Annotated in this window: 11 protein-coding genes and 1 riboswitch; of the genes, 6 read left to right on the top strand and 5 right to left on the bottom strand. The window is 71.1% G+C overall.

What is annotated here, in order from left to right; genetic code table 11:
• Positions 1 to 78 precede the first annotated feature (78 nt).
• Both ACZ4VK_RS34225 and ACZ4VK_RS34220 read right to left on the bottom strand, forming a co-directional pair.
• Positions 79 to 1368 (bottom strand): hypothetical protein, encoded by a 1290-nt coding sequence (locus tag ACZ4VK_RS34225; RefSeq protein ID WP_468361238.1) that lies wholly within the window; start codon positions 1366 to 1368, stop codon positions 79 to 81.
• A 53-nt stretch (positions 1369 to 1421) separates the two neighbouring features.
• The gene (locus ACZ4VK_RS34220; RefSeq protein WP_468361024.1) at positions 1422 to 2363 is read right to left on the bottom strand and encodes a glucosyl-3-phosphoglycerate synthase; all 942 of its coding nucleotides are present in this window, start codon (positions 2361 to 2363) and stop codon (positions 1422 to 1424) included.
• 163 nt (positions 2364 to 2526) lie between these two features.
• A riboswitch (SAM riboswitch) is annotated at positions 2527 to 2670 on the top strand.
• Between ACZ4VK_RS34220 and thrC the strand changes: the two genes are divergently transcribed.
• The 4 genes from thrC to groL all read left to right on the top strand — a co-directional run bounded on the left by thrC (position 2655) and on the right by groL (position 6873).
• Entirely contained in the window at positions 2655 to 3974 is a 1320-nt protein-coding gene (thrC, locus tag ACZ4VK_RS34215; RefSeq protein ID WP_468361021.1) for a threonine synthase, read from the top strand. It overlaps the preceding riboswitch by 16 nt.
• Positions 3975 to 3988: 14 nt before the next feature.
• Entirely contained in the window at positions 3989 to 4264 is a 276-nt protein-coding gene (locus ACZ4VK_RS34210; protein ID WP_055642141.1) for a MoaD/ThiS family protein, read from the top strand.
• A 411-nt stretch (positions 4265 to 4675) separates the two neighbouring features.
• Complete coding sequence (locus tag ACZ4VK_RS34205; RefSeq protein WP_015035246.1) at positions 4676 to 4879, top strand: cold-shock protein; 204 nt, start codon at positions 4676 to 4678, stop codon at positions 4877 to 4879.
• Between the two features lie 365 nt (positions 4880 to 5244).
• Positions 5245 to 6873: a chaperonin GroEL gene (gene groL / locus ACZ4VK_RS34200; RefSeq protein WP_317597853.1), complete on the top strand. Its 1629-nt coding sequence runs from the start codon at positions 5245 to 5247 to the stop codon at positions 6871 to 6873.
• A 111-nt stretch (positions 6874 to 6984) separates the two neighbouring features.
• On the opposite strand, the gene ACZ4VK_RS34195 is transcribed toward groL, so the two are convergent.
• Together ACZ4VK_RS34195 and ACZ4VK_RS34190 are read right to left on the bottom strand one after the other, a co-directional pair.
• Entirely contained in the window at positions 6985 to 8682 is a 1698-nt protein-coding gene (locus ACZ4VK_RS34195) for a hypothetical protein (protein WP_468361016.1), read from the bottom strand.
• Positions 8672 to 10342, bottom strand: a complete 1671-nt coding sequence (locus ACZ4VK_RS34190; RefSeq protein ID WP_468361013.1) for a hypothetical protein — start codon at positions 10340 to 10342, stop codon at positions 8672 to 8674. The genes ACZ4VK_RS34195 and ACZ4VK_RS34190 overlap by 11 nt, the downstream gene beginning before the upstream one ends.
• Before the next feature lie 168 nt (positions 10343 to 10510).
• Here ACZ4VK_RS34190 and ACZ4VK_RS34185 point away from each other — a divergent pair, with 168 nt between their 5' ends.
• Positions 10511 to 10981: an SRPBCC domain-containing protein gene (locus tag ACZ4VK_RS34185; protein ID WP_468361010.1), complete on the top strand. Its 471-nt coding sequence runs from the start codon at positions 10511 to 10513 to the stop codon at positions 10979 to 10981.
• A gap of 18 nt (positions 10982 to 10999) precedes the next feature.
• On the opposite strand, the gene ACZ4VK_RS34180 is transcribed toward ACZ4VK_RS34185, so the two are convergent.
• Entirely contained in the window at positions 11000 to 11755 is a 756-nt protein-coding gene (locus ACZ4VK_RS34180) for a class I SAM-dependent methyltransferase (RefSeq protein ID WP_468361007.1), read from the bottom strand.
• 369 nt (positions 11756 to 12124) lie between these two features.
• Between ACZ4VK_RS34180 and ACZ4VK_RS34175 the strand changes: the two genes are divergently transcribed.
• Entirely contained in the window at positions 12125 to 15241 is a 3117-nt protein-coding gene (locus ACZ4VK_RS34175; protein ID WP_468361004.1) for an FG-GAP-like repeat-containing protein, read from the top strand.
• The last annotated feature ends 61 nt before the right edge of the window (positions 15242 to 15302 follow it).

The raw sequence follows: 15302 nt of genomic DNA, 5'->3' as shown, positions 1-15302 counted from the left end.
GCTCAAACGTACGTATACGAGACGGGGGGATCCGGCCACGCCCCGTAGCCATGGGTCAGGCGGGGCGGGCCACGCGCGTCAGTCGCGTCTGCCGCGCATCGCCGCCTTCGCCACCAGGCCCGTCGCCGCGAGGGCGAGTGCCAGGGCGCCAAGCAGCCAGAGCCGCTCGCCGTTCCCGCCGGTCTCGGCCATCGAGCCGCCTTCGCGGGGCGGTCCGGGCGCCGGGGGCGCGGGGGAGGCGGGGAACGTGGGGAAGGCCGCTTCGGAGTTCACCGGGGGCGTGGGTGTCGGCGTGGGATCCGCTCGGGTCGGCGTCGGCGTCGGCGGCGGCGGCGGTGTCGGTGTCGGCGTCGGTTTCGGTGGGGCGGTCACCGGGGTTTCCCGGGGGCGCGGTGTCTCCGGGGCGGGCACCGGCACGGAGAGGGCGAGGGCCGACAGCACGGAGGTGTCGCCGCTCGTCGAGAAGGTCAGGTCCGCCGAGGTCGCGCCCGGGGGGAGGGCGCCGGCGGGGACCTCGAAGGTGTCGCCGGCGCCGGACGCCGTGACGTTCTTGCCGTCGACGAGGAGCCGGTCCCCGGGGGTGTTCCGGTCGCCCCCGTACGCGGTCACACTCGCCCGTACCGTGCCCGGACCCCGCCGGAAGCCGCCGACCGTCACCGTGGTGGCGGGGGACGTCGAGCGCTGGAGGACGTGGCCGCCGTGGACCTGGACGTTCCGGCGTTCGGGGGCGCGGACCGGGTCAGGCCCGGGGAACCTGTGCACGACCGTCAGGGACCAGCCCGCCGCGCAGCCCCTGCCGTGCGCCGCCCAGAGGCCGTCGACGGCCACCGGGACGTCCGTCCCCGAGACGCCGGCGAAGGCGGCGGTCACGTCGGACTCGCCCGTGTAGTAGTGCGGGCCGCTGGTGTCGGCGGGGTCGGCGACCATGCTGTCGATCGAGACGGGGGTCGCGGGACCCGAGCCGACCCGGATCACCGGGGCGGTCGTCGTGGGGTCGCCGGGGGACGGGGCGGCGTCCGCGCCCGAGAGGTCGCAGCGCCGGAGAGGCGCCCCGCCCGGGCCCGTGTACGTGCCGTCGTTGCCGCCCCAGAAGAGCCGGGCGTACGCGACCTCGGCGCCCGCCGGGATCACCACGCGGCCGGTGCGTGAGCCGTATGCGCCCCCGGTGCCCGCCGTATCGGCGTGCTCGGAGCCCATGACCGTGGTGCCGATCGTGGTGAAGTCGCCGTACAGCGACGCTTCCCACCGCTTGCCGAAGGGCTCGACCACGTCCGCCGCGGCCGTTCCCGCCGTGGCGGACGCGAACGAGCCCGCCATCAGCCCGATGGCCGCGAGCACCCTGCCCGGGTGATGCCGTCTCAAGCCCACACATCTGAAGCCCATGAAAGGGAAATGTAGGCAAAACAGATCATCATGGGGCGTTACGCCACGCGGCGGCGCGCGTACTCCGCGATCTCGGCCATCGGCGGCCGCTCCTCCGTGTCCACCGCGTACGTCCGCGGGGTGAACCCCGACTCGCCCCGCTCGAACTGCGTCAGGAGTGGCCGCACCAGATGCCCGCGCGAAAGCCGCAGCTGCGCCGTCCGGTAGATCGCCGCCGCCATCCGGCCGAGCGCCTGCCCGTCCTGGTGCCGGTGCTTGCGCACGCCCACGTCCACCTGTGCGAGCGCGTCGAGGCCCACCGTGTGCAGGGCGTCCACGAGCAGCCCCAGCTCCACTCCGTAACCGACCGGGAACGGCAGCCGTTCGAGCAGCGAGCGCCGCGCCGCGTACTCACCGCCAAGCGGCTGCACGAAACCGGCCAGCTGCGGCCAGTGCAGGTTGAGGAGGGGACGGGCCACCAGTTCCGTCACCCTGCCGCCCTGACCAGGAGTGTCCCCGAAGGGCCGGTCGTACATCGCCTTCACGAAGTCGACGTCCGGGTCGGTGAGCAGCGGGCCCACGATCCCCGTCACGAAGTCCGCCGAGAAGTCCCTCAGGTCCGCGTCCACGAAGCAGACCACGTCACCGCTCGTCACCATCAGCGACCGCCACAGGACCTCGCCCTTGCCCGGCACCGCCGGTATCCGGGGGAGTATCGCGTCCCGTGCCACCACCCGCGCCCCGGCCGCCGCGGCCACCTCCGCCGTGCGGTCCGTGGAGCCCGAGTCGATCACCACCAGCTCGTCGACGAGCGGCACCGACTCGCTCATCAGCTCGCGCCGGATCACGGAGACGATGTCCCCGACCGTCGCCTCCTCGTTCAGCGCGGGCAGCACCACGCTGACCCTCGTCGCACGCTTCGCGGCGAGGATCCGCTCCAGCGGCCGGTCCTCCACCGACCAGGACCGCCGGTCCAGCCAGCGCTCCACCTCTTCCAGCACGTGGTGATCTCCATCTCGCGGTTCGGACGGCCGGTCCGAGCGTCGGGGCCTTCGGTTACAGTCTTGAACAACGCGGATGCCCGATGCACGTCGGGGTGCCGCCCGCGCCGGAGCGCAGGAACGAAGTCCGCAAGGAACTTCACCGCGCTTCACAATCGAATACCGCTCATCCAGAGGGGCAGAGGGAAACGGCCCGTTGAAGCCCCGGCAACCCTCCAGTCGGAACTCGTCCTCCAGCGAGGCCACCGGCTAGGGAAGGTGCCAAATCCGTCTCATGGCGAAAAATTCGTCATGGGAAAGATGAGGAGAAAGGGCCTCGCCTCCATGGCTGTACAGACCGACACCACCGCCACCACCGTCGACCTCGGTCCCGCGTCCGGGCTTTCCTGTCGCGAATGCGGTGAAGTCTTCGCACTCGGTCCGATCTTCGCCTGCGAACTCTGCTTCGGACCTCTCGAAGTCGCGTACGAGCTCCCCACCGGCGACCCCGAGGCACTGCGCAAGCAGATCGAGGCCGGCCCCGCCAACATCTGGCGCTACGCCCCCCTGCTGCCCGTCCCCGCCGACGTCGCCGACAAGCCGAACCTGAACCCGGGCTGGACCAAGCTCGTCCAGGCCGACAACCTCGGCCGCGAGCTCGGTGTCGCCCCCGGGAAGTTCTTCATCAAGGACGACTCGGGCAACCCGACCCACTCCTTCAAGGACCGGGTCGTCGCCCAGGCCATCGAGGCCGCCCGCGCCTTCGGCTTCACCACCCTCTCCTGCTCCTCCACCGGCAACCTGGCCGGCGCCGTCGGCGCCGCCGCCGCCCGCGCCGGCTTCCGCTCCTGCGTGTTCATCCCGCACGACCTGGAGCAGGGCAAGGTCGTCATGGCCGGTGTCTACGGCGGTGACCTCGTCGCCATCGAGGGCAACTACGACGACGTCAACCGCTTCTGCTCGGAGCTCATCGGCGACCCGCTCGGCGAGGGCTGGGGCTTCGTCAACGTCAACCTCCGCCCCTACTACGGCGAGGGCTCCAAGACGCTGGCGTACGAGATCTGCGAGCAGCTCGGCTGGGTCATCCCCGACCAGCTCGTCATCCCGATCGCCTCCGGTTCGCAGCTGACGAAGATCGACAAGGGCCTGCAGGAGCTCATCAAGCTGGGCCTCGTCGAGGACAGGCCGTACAAGATCTTCGGCGCCCAGGCCGAGGGCTGCTCCCCGGTCTCCGTCGCCTACAAGGCCGGCCACGACGTCGTACGCCCCCAGAAGCCGAACACGATCGCCAAGTCGCTCGCGATCGGCAACCCGGCCGACGGCCCGTACGTCCTCGACATCGCCCGCCGGACGGGCGGCGCCGTGGAGGACGTCAACGACGAGCAGGTCGTGGACGCGATCAAGCTCCTCGCGCGGACCGAGGGCATCTTCGCCGAGACCGCGGGCGGCGTGACCGTCGGCGTCGCGAAGAAGCTCATCGAGAACGGTCTGATCGACCCGAACCTCACCACCGTCGTCCTCAACACCGGCGACGGACTCAAGACCCTGGACGCGGTGGCCGACACCTCTCAGGCGACCGTCACCATCCGCCCGAGCCTGGACGCGTTCCGCGACGCCGGCCTGGCGCTCTGAAAGGTTAAGAAGACATGGCCGTGAACGTCCGCATCCCCACCATCCTCCGCACCTACACGGGCGGGCAGTCCGAGGTCCAGGCCGAGGGCGCGACCCTCGCCGAGGTCATCGCGGACCTGGAGAAGAACCACACGGGCATCGCCGCCCGCGTCCTGGACGACCAGGGCAAGCTGCGCCGCTTCGTCAACGTCTACGTGAACGACGACGACGTGCGCTTCGAGCAGGGCCTGGAGACGGCCACCCCGGCCGGCGCCGGCGTGTCGATCATCCCGGCCGTCGCCGGAGGCTGATCGTCGGGGACCGAGTCGTCCCAGCTGCCCCGTCTTTCTTGAATTGCCCCTTCCGCGCCATAAAGCGGAAGGGGTAATTCTGTATGGTTGAGCGCGGTAGAGTTGGGGAAGTCCCCTCCGCTGCTCATGCCGGGCGCATATGAGAATGCGTCGCCGCGCGACAAGAAGCAGCCAAAGTGCGTGCGTGTTGTGTACCTTCTGCGCGCTTTGCCGGGCCCGACTTGCCCCGTCATCCAGGGGATTATCCCCAATTCGCCTTTCTCCGGCGCCCAGAATTCTCGCTCGAATGACCTGTTGCAGAGGGCAGTTGGGCAGATACATTCAGCCGCGGTCGACGCGTTCCGGCGCAGGGTCTGACCCGGGTCCGCGAAGTGCGGTCCCGCGCAAGGGCCAGTAATAGGGGAGTTAGGCATGGCTCAGGGCACCGTCAAGTGGTTCAACGCGGAGAAGGGCTACGGCTTCATCGCGGTCGACGGTGGTGCGGATGTTTTCGTCCACTACAGCGCGATCCAGATGGATGGCTACCGCAGCCTCGAAGAGGGACAGCGAGTCGAGTTCGAGATCTCGCAGGGCCAGAAGGGTCCGCAGGCGGACATGGTCAAGCTCGCCGTCTGAGCGCGGCGCGATCGGCCACCGACGCAACGCCGTCGAGGGGCCCGCATCCCTGAGGGATGCGGGCCCCTCGTGCGTTCCGACGCGGTCCGGTCCGCCTTCCGGAGCCGCTCGGTCCGCGCTCGGACGTCACTCGGTCCGCGCCCCGCTCATCGTCCCGATCATCGAGAGTCGCTTGCACTCGCATGGGTCGAGTGCTAATCATTGGCGTTAGCACTCGGAAGGTGAGAGTGCTACGAGGATCGAGCACGACGAGGCCGCCGGCCGGGTGGGGCAAGGAACCACGCGGAGTTGCGGAGGCCGTCCGTCGCGGGCGTCGGCGCGGTCCTGGAGCGTTATCCACCCCATGTCCGGGAGGACCACTTCACATGGCCAAGATCATCGCGTTCGACGAGGAGGCCCGGCGCGGTCTCGAGCGCGGCATGAACCAGCTCGCTGACGCCGTCAAGGTCACCCTCGGCCCCAAGGGCCGCAACGTCGTCCTCGAGAAGAAGTGGGGCGCCCCCACGATCACCAACGATGGTGTCTCCATCGCCAAGGAGATCGAGCTCGAGGACCCGTACGAGAAGATCGGCGCCGAGCTGGTCAAGGAAGTCGCCAAGAAGACGGACGACGTCGCCGGCGACGGTACGACCACCGCCACCGTGCTCGCCCAGGCGCTCGTCCGCGAGGGCCTCCGCAACGTCGCCGCCGGTGCCAACCCGATGGCCCTCAAGCGCGGCATCGAGAAGGCCGTCGAGGCCGTCTCCGGCGCCCTCCTCGAGCAGGCGAAGGATGTCGAGACCAAGGAGCAGATCGCTTCGACGGCCTCCATCTCCGCCGCCGACACCCAGATCGGCGAGCTCATCGCCGAGGCGATGGACAAGGTCGGCAAGGAAGGCGTCATCACCGTCGAGGAGTCGCAGACCTTCGGTCTCGAGCTCGAGCTCACCGAGGGCATGCGCTTCGACAAGGGCTACATCTCGGCGTACTTCGCCACCGACATGGAGCGTATGGAGGCGTCGCTCGACGACCCGTACCTCCTGATCGTCAACTCCAAGATCTCCTCCGTGAAGGACCTGCTCCCGCTCCTGGAGAAGGTCATGCAGTCGGGCAAGCCGCTGCTGATCATCGCCGAGGACGTCGAGGGCGAGGCCCTGTCGACCCTGGTCGTCAACAAGATCCGCGGCACCTTCAAGTCCGTCGCGGTGAAGGCCCCGGGCTTCGGCGACCGTCGCAAGGCCATGCTGAACGACATCGCCATCCTCACCGGCGGCACGGTCATCTCCGAGGAGGTCGGCCTGAAGCTGGAGAACGCGGGCCTCGACCTGCTGGGCCGCGCCCGCAAGGTCGTCATCACCAAGGACGAGACCACCATCGTCGACGGTGCCGGTGACAGCGAGCAGGTCGCCGGTCGCGTGAACCAGATCCGCGCCGAGATCGAGAACTCGGACAGCGACTACGACCGCGAGAAGCTGCAGGAGCGCCTGGCGAAGCTCGCCGGCGGTGTCGCGGTCATCAAGGCCGGTGCCGCCACCGAGGTCGAGCTCAAGGAGCGCAAGCACCGCATCGAGGACGCCGTTCGCAACGCGAAGGCGGCCGTCGAGGAGGGCATCGTCGCCGGCGGTGGCGTGGCCCTGCTCCAGGCCTCCTCGGTCTTCGAGAAGCTCGAGGCCGACCTCGCGGGTGACGAGGCCACGGGCGCGAACATCGTGAAGCTGGCCCTCGAGGCCCCGCTGAAGCAGATCGCGATCAACGCCGGCCTCGAGGGCGGCGTCGTGGCGGAGAAGGTCCGCAACCTGCCCGTCGGCCACGGCCTGAACGCCGCGACCAACGAGTACGTCGACCTCATCGCCGAGGGCATCATCGACCCGGCGAAGGTCACGCGCTCCGCGCTGCAGAACGCCGCGTCGATCGCCGCGCTGTTCCTCACCACCGAGGCCGTCATCGCCGACAAGCCGGAGAAGGCGTCCGCGCCGGCCGGCGGCGGCATGCCGGGCGGTGACATGGACTTCTGATCCTCCGGGATCGGTGGTTCGTCGCAGCACGCGAAGAACGGAACGAGGGCGGCACCCCCACCAGGGGGTGCCGCCCTCGGGCGTTGTCCGGAAGGGTGGCCGGAAGAGTGATCAGCGCACGTCGACGTAGTCGCCGCCGGCCGAGGCCAGGGTGCTGAAGTGCCGGAGGTCGCCGTAGTGGCGGATGCGCCAGGAGCCGTCCGCGGTGGCCTTCGCCCGGAGCGAGACCTTGCCGTTCGCGGCGGTCCTGCCGGCCGCGACCTGCTTCCAGGTCGTGCTGCCCCGCTGCTGGAACTGCACGACGACCGGGACGTTCCCGTACGCCCGCCAGGCCCCGTCCCAGTAGTGCTGGAGCCCGCCGGTGACGGTCACGTACCCACCCTTGACGACCGGCTCGGGGCCCGCGTTCAGGGAGACGATCCGGGTGTCGTTGCGGACGAGCCGGAACGAGCCGGAGCCGGACTCGGCGAAGTGGTCGGTGGTCAGGTGCCGGACGCGGTACCAGCCGCCCCGGCTCGCGGCCGAGAGCGTGAACTCGTTGTAGTAGGCGGAGTTCACGCTCGCCGTGGCGATCCGCTTCCAGCCGCCGCTGACGGACTGCTCGAGCAGGATGTACTGCGTCGCCGGGAAGTAGTCCTTCTCGTACGTGGCCCGGAAGGTGCCGGAGACCGTGACCCGGCCGTCGGCGGAGAGGCCGACGGAGGTGAGGTCGGTACGCGACTCCACGGGGATGGCGAGCGCCCCGTAGACGGGGTCGTAGCTCAGGTAGCGGTCGGGGGAGTCGACCGTCCAGCCGCCCGCCTCCCTGCCCGAGGCGGCGACGAGCCGCGCGACGTACCGGCCGTCCGCACCCGTGAGGACGGTGACGGGCGTGCCGATGCCGTACCGGGGGGCGCCGAGGCGCACCCGGACCGGGTGGTTCGGGACCGGCGCGTTCCCGGCCGCCGGGTCGGTCATCCGGCCGCTGATCGTGACGGTCTCGCCGTTGAGTGCCCGCCTCTTGTCGGACGCGGCCGTGACGAGCACCTTGCGCGGGATCCACTCGTGGACCTGGCGGTACTGCCGAGTGCTGCCGTGGACCTCGGCGGAGTCCCCCGTGAACGTCGCCACGAAGGTGCTCCCGTGGTCGAACTCCTCGGTGGTGGTGATCGGGTACGGGGCCCCGGCGAAGCCGCCGGAACCGTCCGTGAACACCTCCTGGGCGGGGGTCTTCACCGGGGCGATCCGCTGGATGGAGACCGTCTCGCCGGCGAGCGGCACCACGTCGCCCGAGCCGGGCTGGATGCCGACGAGCGTGCCCGCGGGGCGGGCGTTGCGGTCGGCGTAGGTGGGCTTGCCGAGGGTGAAGACGGAGACTTCCGGGCGCAGCCGGAAGTCGAGCTGTCCGGCGTCGGTGCGGGTCTCCTTGTTGCCGAGCGAGTCGGTGGCGGTGACGTCGATGGCGTACGTGCCGAGGGCCGGGATGCTGCCGCCGTCCTCGGCGAGCCTCAGCGTGGCCGCGTCGGGCAGCACGAACGTGTTCACGAGTGCCGGGTCCCAGGAGGGCGCCGGGGTGAGCGCCGGGATGTCGGCGAGGACGGTGTCGCCCTGCCGGATCCGGGCCGAGACGGCGGTGACCTTGGCCTGCGCCGCGTCGGTCCACGCTGTCACCCGGAAGGTGCCGCGCTGGGTGTCGTCCGTGACGGCCCGGCCGATGCCGACGGGCGTGTCGGCGGCCGCGGTCCCGTCGGCCTGGGCGGGCGCGGTCGTGACGGCCAGGGCCGCGGCGGTGAGGACCGCCGTCAGGGGGAGGCGGAGGTCAGCGCGCATCGATGTACTTCGCATTCGTCTCGCTGTAGTAGTAGGTGCCCGTCGAGTTGAGGTAGAGGGCCCAGGAGCCGTCTCCGTAGGCGGTGGCGCGGTAGCTGAAGTTGCCGTAGCTGTTGGTGGTGACGCCCTGGTTCACCCAGTACCACTGGTTCTCGCCCCTGGGCTTGTAGACCAGGGTCAGCTTGGCGCCGGCGAGCGGCTTCCAGACGCCGCCGACCATGCGCTGGACGGTGCCGGAGACGGTCATCTTCCCATTCACCACGGGCCGGGTGGGGCTGATGGTGAAGGCGGAGAAGCGGGTGTGCAGACGGGTCCGCTTCAGGGCCGTGGCGGTCTTGGAGACGAACTCGTTCGTCTCGGGGTGGTGGACGCGGTACAGGGCGGTCTCGAAGCCGACCCGGGCGGTCAGGTTGTACGCGCAGGAGGAGTCGGTGCCTCCGTAGCGCAGGACGCGCCAGGTGCGTCCGCCGTCGACGGAGGCCTGGAGCTGCACCGGCTGGCCGTCGCCGCAGTTGTAGCTGGTGCCGACCATGCCCTTGGCGGCGACGTTCCCGTACTCGTCGAGGGTGAGCGTGTACTGGGCGTACGAGAACTGCTGCGGGACGGCGATGTCGCTCCGGTCGTACGCGCGGCCGTCCTGGTAGTACACCGAGGGCCGCAGGGACGTGAAGACGTCGCTGGTGCTGTACTGCGCCCGCGCGGCGAAGGAGAAGGTGCCGGTCGCCGAGGAGGTGGCGCCGCCGATCACGTTCACGGCCGTCCGGTCGTAGTAGCCCGGCTCGCTGCCGGTCGCGACGACGGGGGCGCCGGCGAAGGGCTTCCAGCCTCCGGCCGTGTACCGCTCCACGTGGCCGGTGACCTGCACGGTCGTACCGGCGAGGACGCGGTACTTGTTCACGTCGGCGCTGATCCGGTAGGCGAGCGCCTCGATGCCCAGGTGCGGGACGGTGGCCGGGGCGTCCGGGTCGTCGGCGGTGCCGGTGGTGACCACGGTCGCGGATCCGCTGTTGACCGTGGCGTTCGGCGTCACCGGCAGGGAGAAGGTGCCGTCGGCGCGGGTGATGGCCGTGGCGGTGGTGGTACGGGAGTCGCCGTCGTACAGGTCCAGCTGCACCTGCACCTTCGTGCCCTCGGGGGCGGTGGTGCGGGCGCCGGTGGCCGGGTTCCACAGGGTGGTCGTGCCGGAGAGCACGGCCTGCCGCTGGTCGTAGCTGGTGGTGCGGCGGTTCCAGGACAGGCCGGTGACGCCGATGTGCTGCCGGTGGCCGTAGGTGCCGCCGGTCCACTGCTTGGTGGTCTCGCCGGGCAGCCGGTAGTCGACCCGGACCGGGTAGTCGCCGAGCGCGGTGCCCTCGGGGAGGGCGATCGGCGCGTCGGTCGTCCAACTGCTGTAGTTGTCCGAGGTGAGTGCCTCCGTGGAGGCGAGGACGGCGGCGTCCGGGGCGGTGGAGGCCAGCACGCTGACCTTGATCCAGAGGGCGCTGGCGGGCAGCGCCAGGCGGTAGCGTCCGTCGTCCAGCGTGGTGCCGGACGTGCCCTGCCAGTCCGCGTGCGCGGCCGGGGCGTGGACGACGGCGGGCACGATGACGCCCGCCGAGAGAGCGAAGACGGCGGCCGCACGGACGAAGGCGTGCGGAAGCCTGCGCGTTGAGCGCGGCAAAGGGACCCCCCACAGGTCGGAACGGCGGCGCGCGCGATGGAATGGGGCGGCCGCGTGGGAGCACCATAGCGCCCAGCACTTGAACGTGTTCACTCGCTTTACGCGGATGCCGGGGTGATCCTGGAATCACCCCCTCCTGGAATCGCCCCTCCGTGAAGGGATACGGCGATGGTCACCCTCCTGACGACACCGGCCGACCGCGAAATGGTCATCACCCGCACCTTCGACGCCCCGCCGGCCCGGGTCTGGGAGGCGTGGACGGTCCCCGGGCACGTACGGGAGTGGTACGGGGTGTCCGGCCTGACCACGACGGTCGTCGACATCGACCTCCGGGCCGGCGGCACCTGGCGCTGGGGCCAGCGCGCCCCCGACGGGCAGGAGATCGTCTTCTCGGGGACGTACGAGGACGTCGTCCCGGTGGAGCGGCTCGACTACACGGAGGTCTTCGAGCAGATGCCGGACGCGGGCCCGGTCCGGGTGACCCTGACCTTCGACGCCACCCCGGACGGCGGCACGGCTCTGACCAGCACGTCCTTCTGGCCGTCGAACGAGATCAGGGACCAGGCGCTGGCGGCGGGGATGGAGGCGGGGGTGCGGGAGCAGTACGACCGGCTGGCGGAGCACGTGAAGGGCATGTGAGCTCGCCTCCTCGGCCGGTCACTGGCGGTGGAAGAGGGCCGTCCAGAGGAAGGGTTCGCCGAAGGCGGGGGAGTCGGCGGGTTCGGCGCGCATGCGGCGCAGCTCGATCTCCGTCAGGTCGGCGAAGATCGCGCGGAGGGAGGTGTCGGTGTACGCGAGCCCGCCCTCCAGATGTCCCTTCCGGTAGAGGTCGGCGTCCGGCAGCTCCGAGCCCATGCCGCCCTCGCCGGCCGCGAACGCGGTGAGCGCGAAGTGGCCGCCGGGGGCGAGGACGCGGTCCAGGAGAGCGAGGTGGCTGACGCGGCGGTGCGGGGGCAGGTGGTGGAAGCAGCCGGAGTCGTAGACCAGGTCGTACGGGCCGTCCGGCACGGCGCCCCGGAAGGCGTCGCCGCAGGTGAACCGGATGTTCCCGGCGAGGCCCGCGTCCCGGGCCCGTTCCCCGGCCCAGCGGATCGCGGTGGGGGAGAGGTCGACGGCGTCCACGTCGTGGCCGAGCGACGCGAGGTAGAGGCTGTTCCGGCCGGGCCCGCAGCCGAGGTCGAGAACCCGCCCGCCACCGGCCGGGAGCAGGCCCCGCTCGACGTACGACACGAGGTTCTCGTCCGGCTTGGCGACGAAGAACGGCACGGGCCTGTCCCGGTCGGCGTAGAACCCGTCCCACCAGTCGGCCCCGCCCTCGGTCCACCGGTCGGCGCCGGGGGCGGCGAAGAGGCCGTCGAGGAGGGTGAGGACGTCGTCGACGGTGCGGATGGTGCGGCCGTTGGTCTGATTCACTGTGGTTCTCCCCTTCGAGTCCCCTAAGAATAAGGGTAGTTGGGGTATAGGCCCAGGTCAGAGGCGGTGTACGGGATCGCTCTGGGGGTGGTGGACGGCCTGCGGACCTGGGGGCGGGCCCCGAAGGTCGAACCAGGTGTCCGGGACGTGGGAAGGCGGCCCCCAGGCCCGGTGAGGGGCCTTCCCGGGCCCCGCCCGCGACGCGATTTTCTGGCGCGGCGAATCGCGTGAATGTACGATCCAGCTGCCGACAGGGGGGGTCCCGCCGGCCTCCGGCCGACGCGGCCGACTCCGCGTCCTGCCGCCCTGCCTGTCGCGCCCGCCCTCCCTCGTCGTACCCGCCGCACGCCCGTACGAGGGGACACGTACTTGTCCGTCCGAAGAGCTGTCGCGCTCGCGCTGAGCGCGGCCCTCGGCATCACCGGCCTCACGGCCCTCACGACCGCCCCGGCCGTCGCCTCCACCTCGCCGTACGAGGTGACGATCGCCGCGCCGCCGAGCATCAGCCCACCGCCCCAGTCCCTCTTCGGCGCGGGTACGGGCCTCCAGACCTCCGACCCCGCCGTGGGACTGCGCTGGCAGAGCCTCACGGACGGGCGGGTGGCCACCCACAACGCCTGCGACTCGACCGACAGGATGGTCTTCCACGGAGACAGGTTCGGGTGCGTCGGCTATCACGGCGACGCGGACGAAGCCTCTGTCCACGACTGGACCACCGGCACGACCCTCACGCGCGTGCGTCCCGAGGGACACACCTGGCTCCGGGCCTTCGGCACGGACCGGCTGCTCAGCTCCAGCGCGGACGCCGAAGGCGCCGTGACCCTACATCTCCTCGGCCTCGGAGGTGGCGCACCGGCGGACGCCGACGTCACCACGACCGAGCGGATCACCGGCCGTCCCGAGGTCCTGGCCTTCGACACCGAGGGCGCTGTCGTCCGCTACACGCGGGCGGACGGCGTGCGGGCCGCCGGCCTGGTCGACTTCGCCACCGGCGTCCTCGTCCCGCTGCCCGCCGGCCCCGGCCTCCCCGCCTACCCGAAGGCAGCGCTCAGCGACGACCGCGTCGCCGTCTACAGCGAGTACGGCACGATGGAGGCGCTCGTCGTCCCCCGTGCCACCCCGGCGGGCCCCGGCACGACCGTCAAGCTGCCGAACTCCGCCCACGGTCTCGACGGCCGCCTCGCCCTCCTCGGCGACTGGATCGTCGGCCACTACAACGACCTGCACGTGTCCCGTCCGCTCAAGGCCACCTCGCTCACCAGCGGCGCGACCCGTGACCTGGGCGTCTTCGCCGCCTCCGACACCGACCTCAGGGCCGGTTCGGACGGCGCCCTGTACGTCGTGGGCGGCACCGACTCCACCCACTGGGGTGTACGGCGCGTCACCCTGGACGCCGCCGGCGTGCCGGTCACCGGCCAGGTCCTGAGCACCCCGCCCCAGCCGGTCCGGCGGACCGGCCTGACCATGACGAACGGCCGGGTCACGACCGAGCACGAGGACGGCTACCGCACCCTCCAGGGGTACGACCTGTCCCTCACCGAGCCGCGCACGGCCACCCCTGTCTGGAGCTGTGCCGTGACCTCCGCCGGCACCTCGCCGTGCGCCGAGCCGGTCGGCCTGTCGTACGTCGGGGCCCGCTGGGCCGACACCGGAGACGGCCGCCTCGTCACCCTCGGGGCGGACGACCTCCCGCCGTCCCGGGGGAATCCGCCCTGCTCGTACTGCGTGCCGACGGTGTACGTGGCCACCGCAGGGCCCGGTGCGACCACCCGCAAGATCACCCTTGACACCACGCGCAAGCTCACGTCGGGTCGCTTCATGAGCGCTGCCGGACGCTATGTGCACTTCCTCGCCTACGAGAACTACGAGACCAAGTCGGTCGTCGCGGACATCGAGACCGGCAAGGTCCTCTCGGTCTCCGGCACCACGAACCAAGCCCTGTGGGGCACATGGCTCTGGACGGCGTCCACGGCGAACGACACCGTCACCGCGGTCGACCTGCGCACCGGGTCCACCGTCGCGACGGTGGACCTCGGGACCGACTGCGGCACCTTCGACTTCGACGTCGCCGGCAAGTGGATCTACGCCCGCTGCGGCGACAACACGTCCGCTGTCGTGTACGACCGGGACAAGAAGAGCTCGGTCCGCCTCCAGCTGTCTCCGTACGCCCGGCCGCACTTGGGTGACGGCTTCCTCGCCTACACCGAGACCGGCAACGACGGCGACCCGTTGAGCGTGATCGATGTCCGCTCCGGCGCGCCCGTCGTGCGTACCGTCGGAAAGGTCGCACGCGATGTGCCCAACTTCGGCCAGGGCTGGACGATCGACCGGTTCGGCGGGGCCGTCGCCTTCATCGACTCCCGGCAGGCGATCCGCGTCGTCGGTCTCGGCGGTGTCACCAGCCGCCTGACCGCCCTCGACGCGGCAGTGCCGACGTCGGTGAACGTGAAGTCCGCGTCCTGGAAGCCGCGTTGGACGCTGTCGAAGCCCGGCCTCTGGTCGCTCGCGCTCAGGAACAAGGCGACCGGCAGGACGGTCCGCACCCTCACCGGTACGGGCCGTGGCGTCGTCGCCCCCGTCTGGGACGGCAAGGACGCCGCCGGCAGGTTCGTCGCCAACGGGGCCCACACCTGGGCGCTGACCGTGAAGCCCGCCGACGGGCAGGGGGCCGACCTGACCGCCTCCGGCGCGCTCTCCGTGACCGGTGCGGCCGCCGTGCGGCGCGATCTCGCCGGGGACGACGGTTTCGGTGATCTGCTGGTGATGGACACGGCCGGCCTCGTGTCGATGTACCGGGGGACCGGTACGGGCGCGGTGTCGGCGCGGATCGCCGGGACGGGGACGAAGTTCGCGACGACCTCCGTGCTCGTGCCGATGGGCGACCTGAACGGCGACCGCTGCGCCGACGTGTACGTCCGCGTCGGTGACCAGCTCCGTGCCTACCGGCCCGGGTGCGGCAAGGTGGTCTCGGCCTCCTCTCCGTACACGCTCGTCGGCTCGGGCTGGGGCCAGTACGACGTGCTGACCTCGCCGGGTGACGTCAACGGTGACGGGTACGCGGACCTGATCGCCCGCCAGACCTCGACGGGCGACATGTATTTTTACGGCGGCACGGCCGACCACCGGGTCAAGGCCCGCGTGAAGATCGGCAGCAACTGGAAGCTGTACAAGAGGATCGTCGGCGCCGGTGACCTCAACGGCGACGGGCGCGGCGATCTGCTCGGCGTGGACGCGGCCGGTGTGCTGTGGCGGTACTACGGCACCGCGACCGGCGGTGTCACCGCGCGCGTGAAGGTCGGCGGCGGCTGGGGCGGGTACTCCTCGCTCGTGGGCGTCGGCGACCTCTCGGGCGACGGCCGCGCGGATCTCGTCGCGCGGGACACGACCGGGAAGCTGTGGCGGCACAGCGGCACGGGCACGGGTGCGTACGCCACGCGGGCGCAGATCGGCGCGAGCGGCTGGAGCACCTTCAAGGGGCTGTACTGACGCCTGACGCACCCCGGGGGCCCGGCCGTCACGGCCGGGCCCTCCGGCGTTCCCTCAGGGT

It is taken from the genome of Streptomyces sp. NPDC028711 (assembly GCF_055565415.1).
This window is presented reverse-complemented; position numbering and strand designations above follow the sequence as displayed.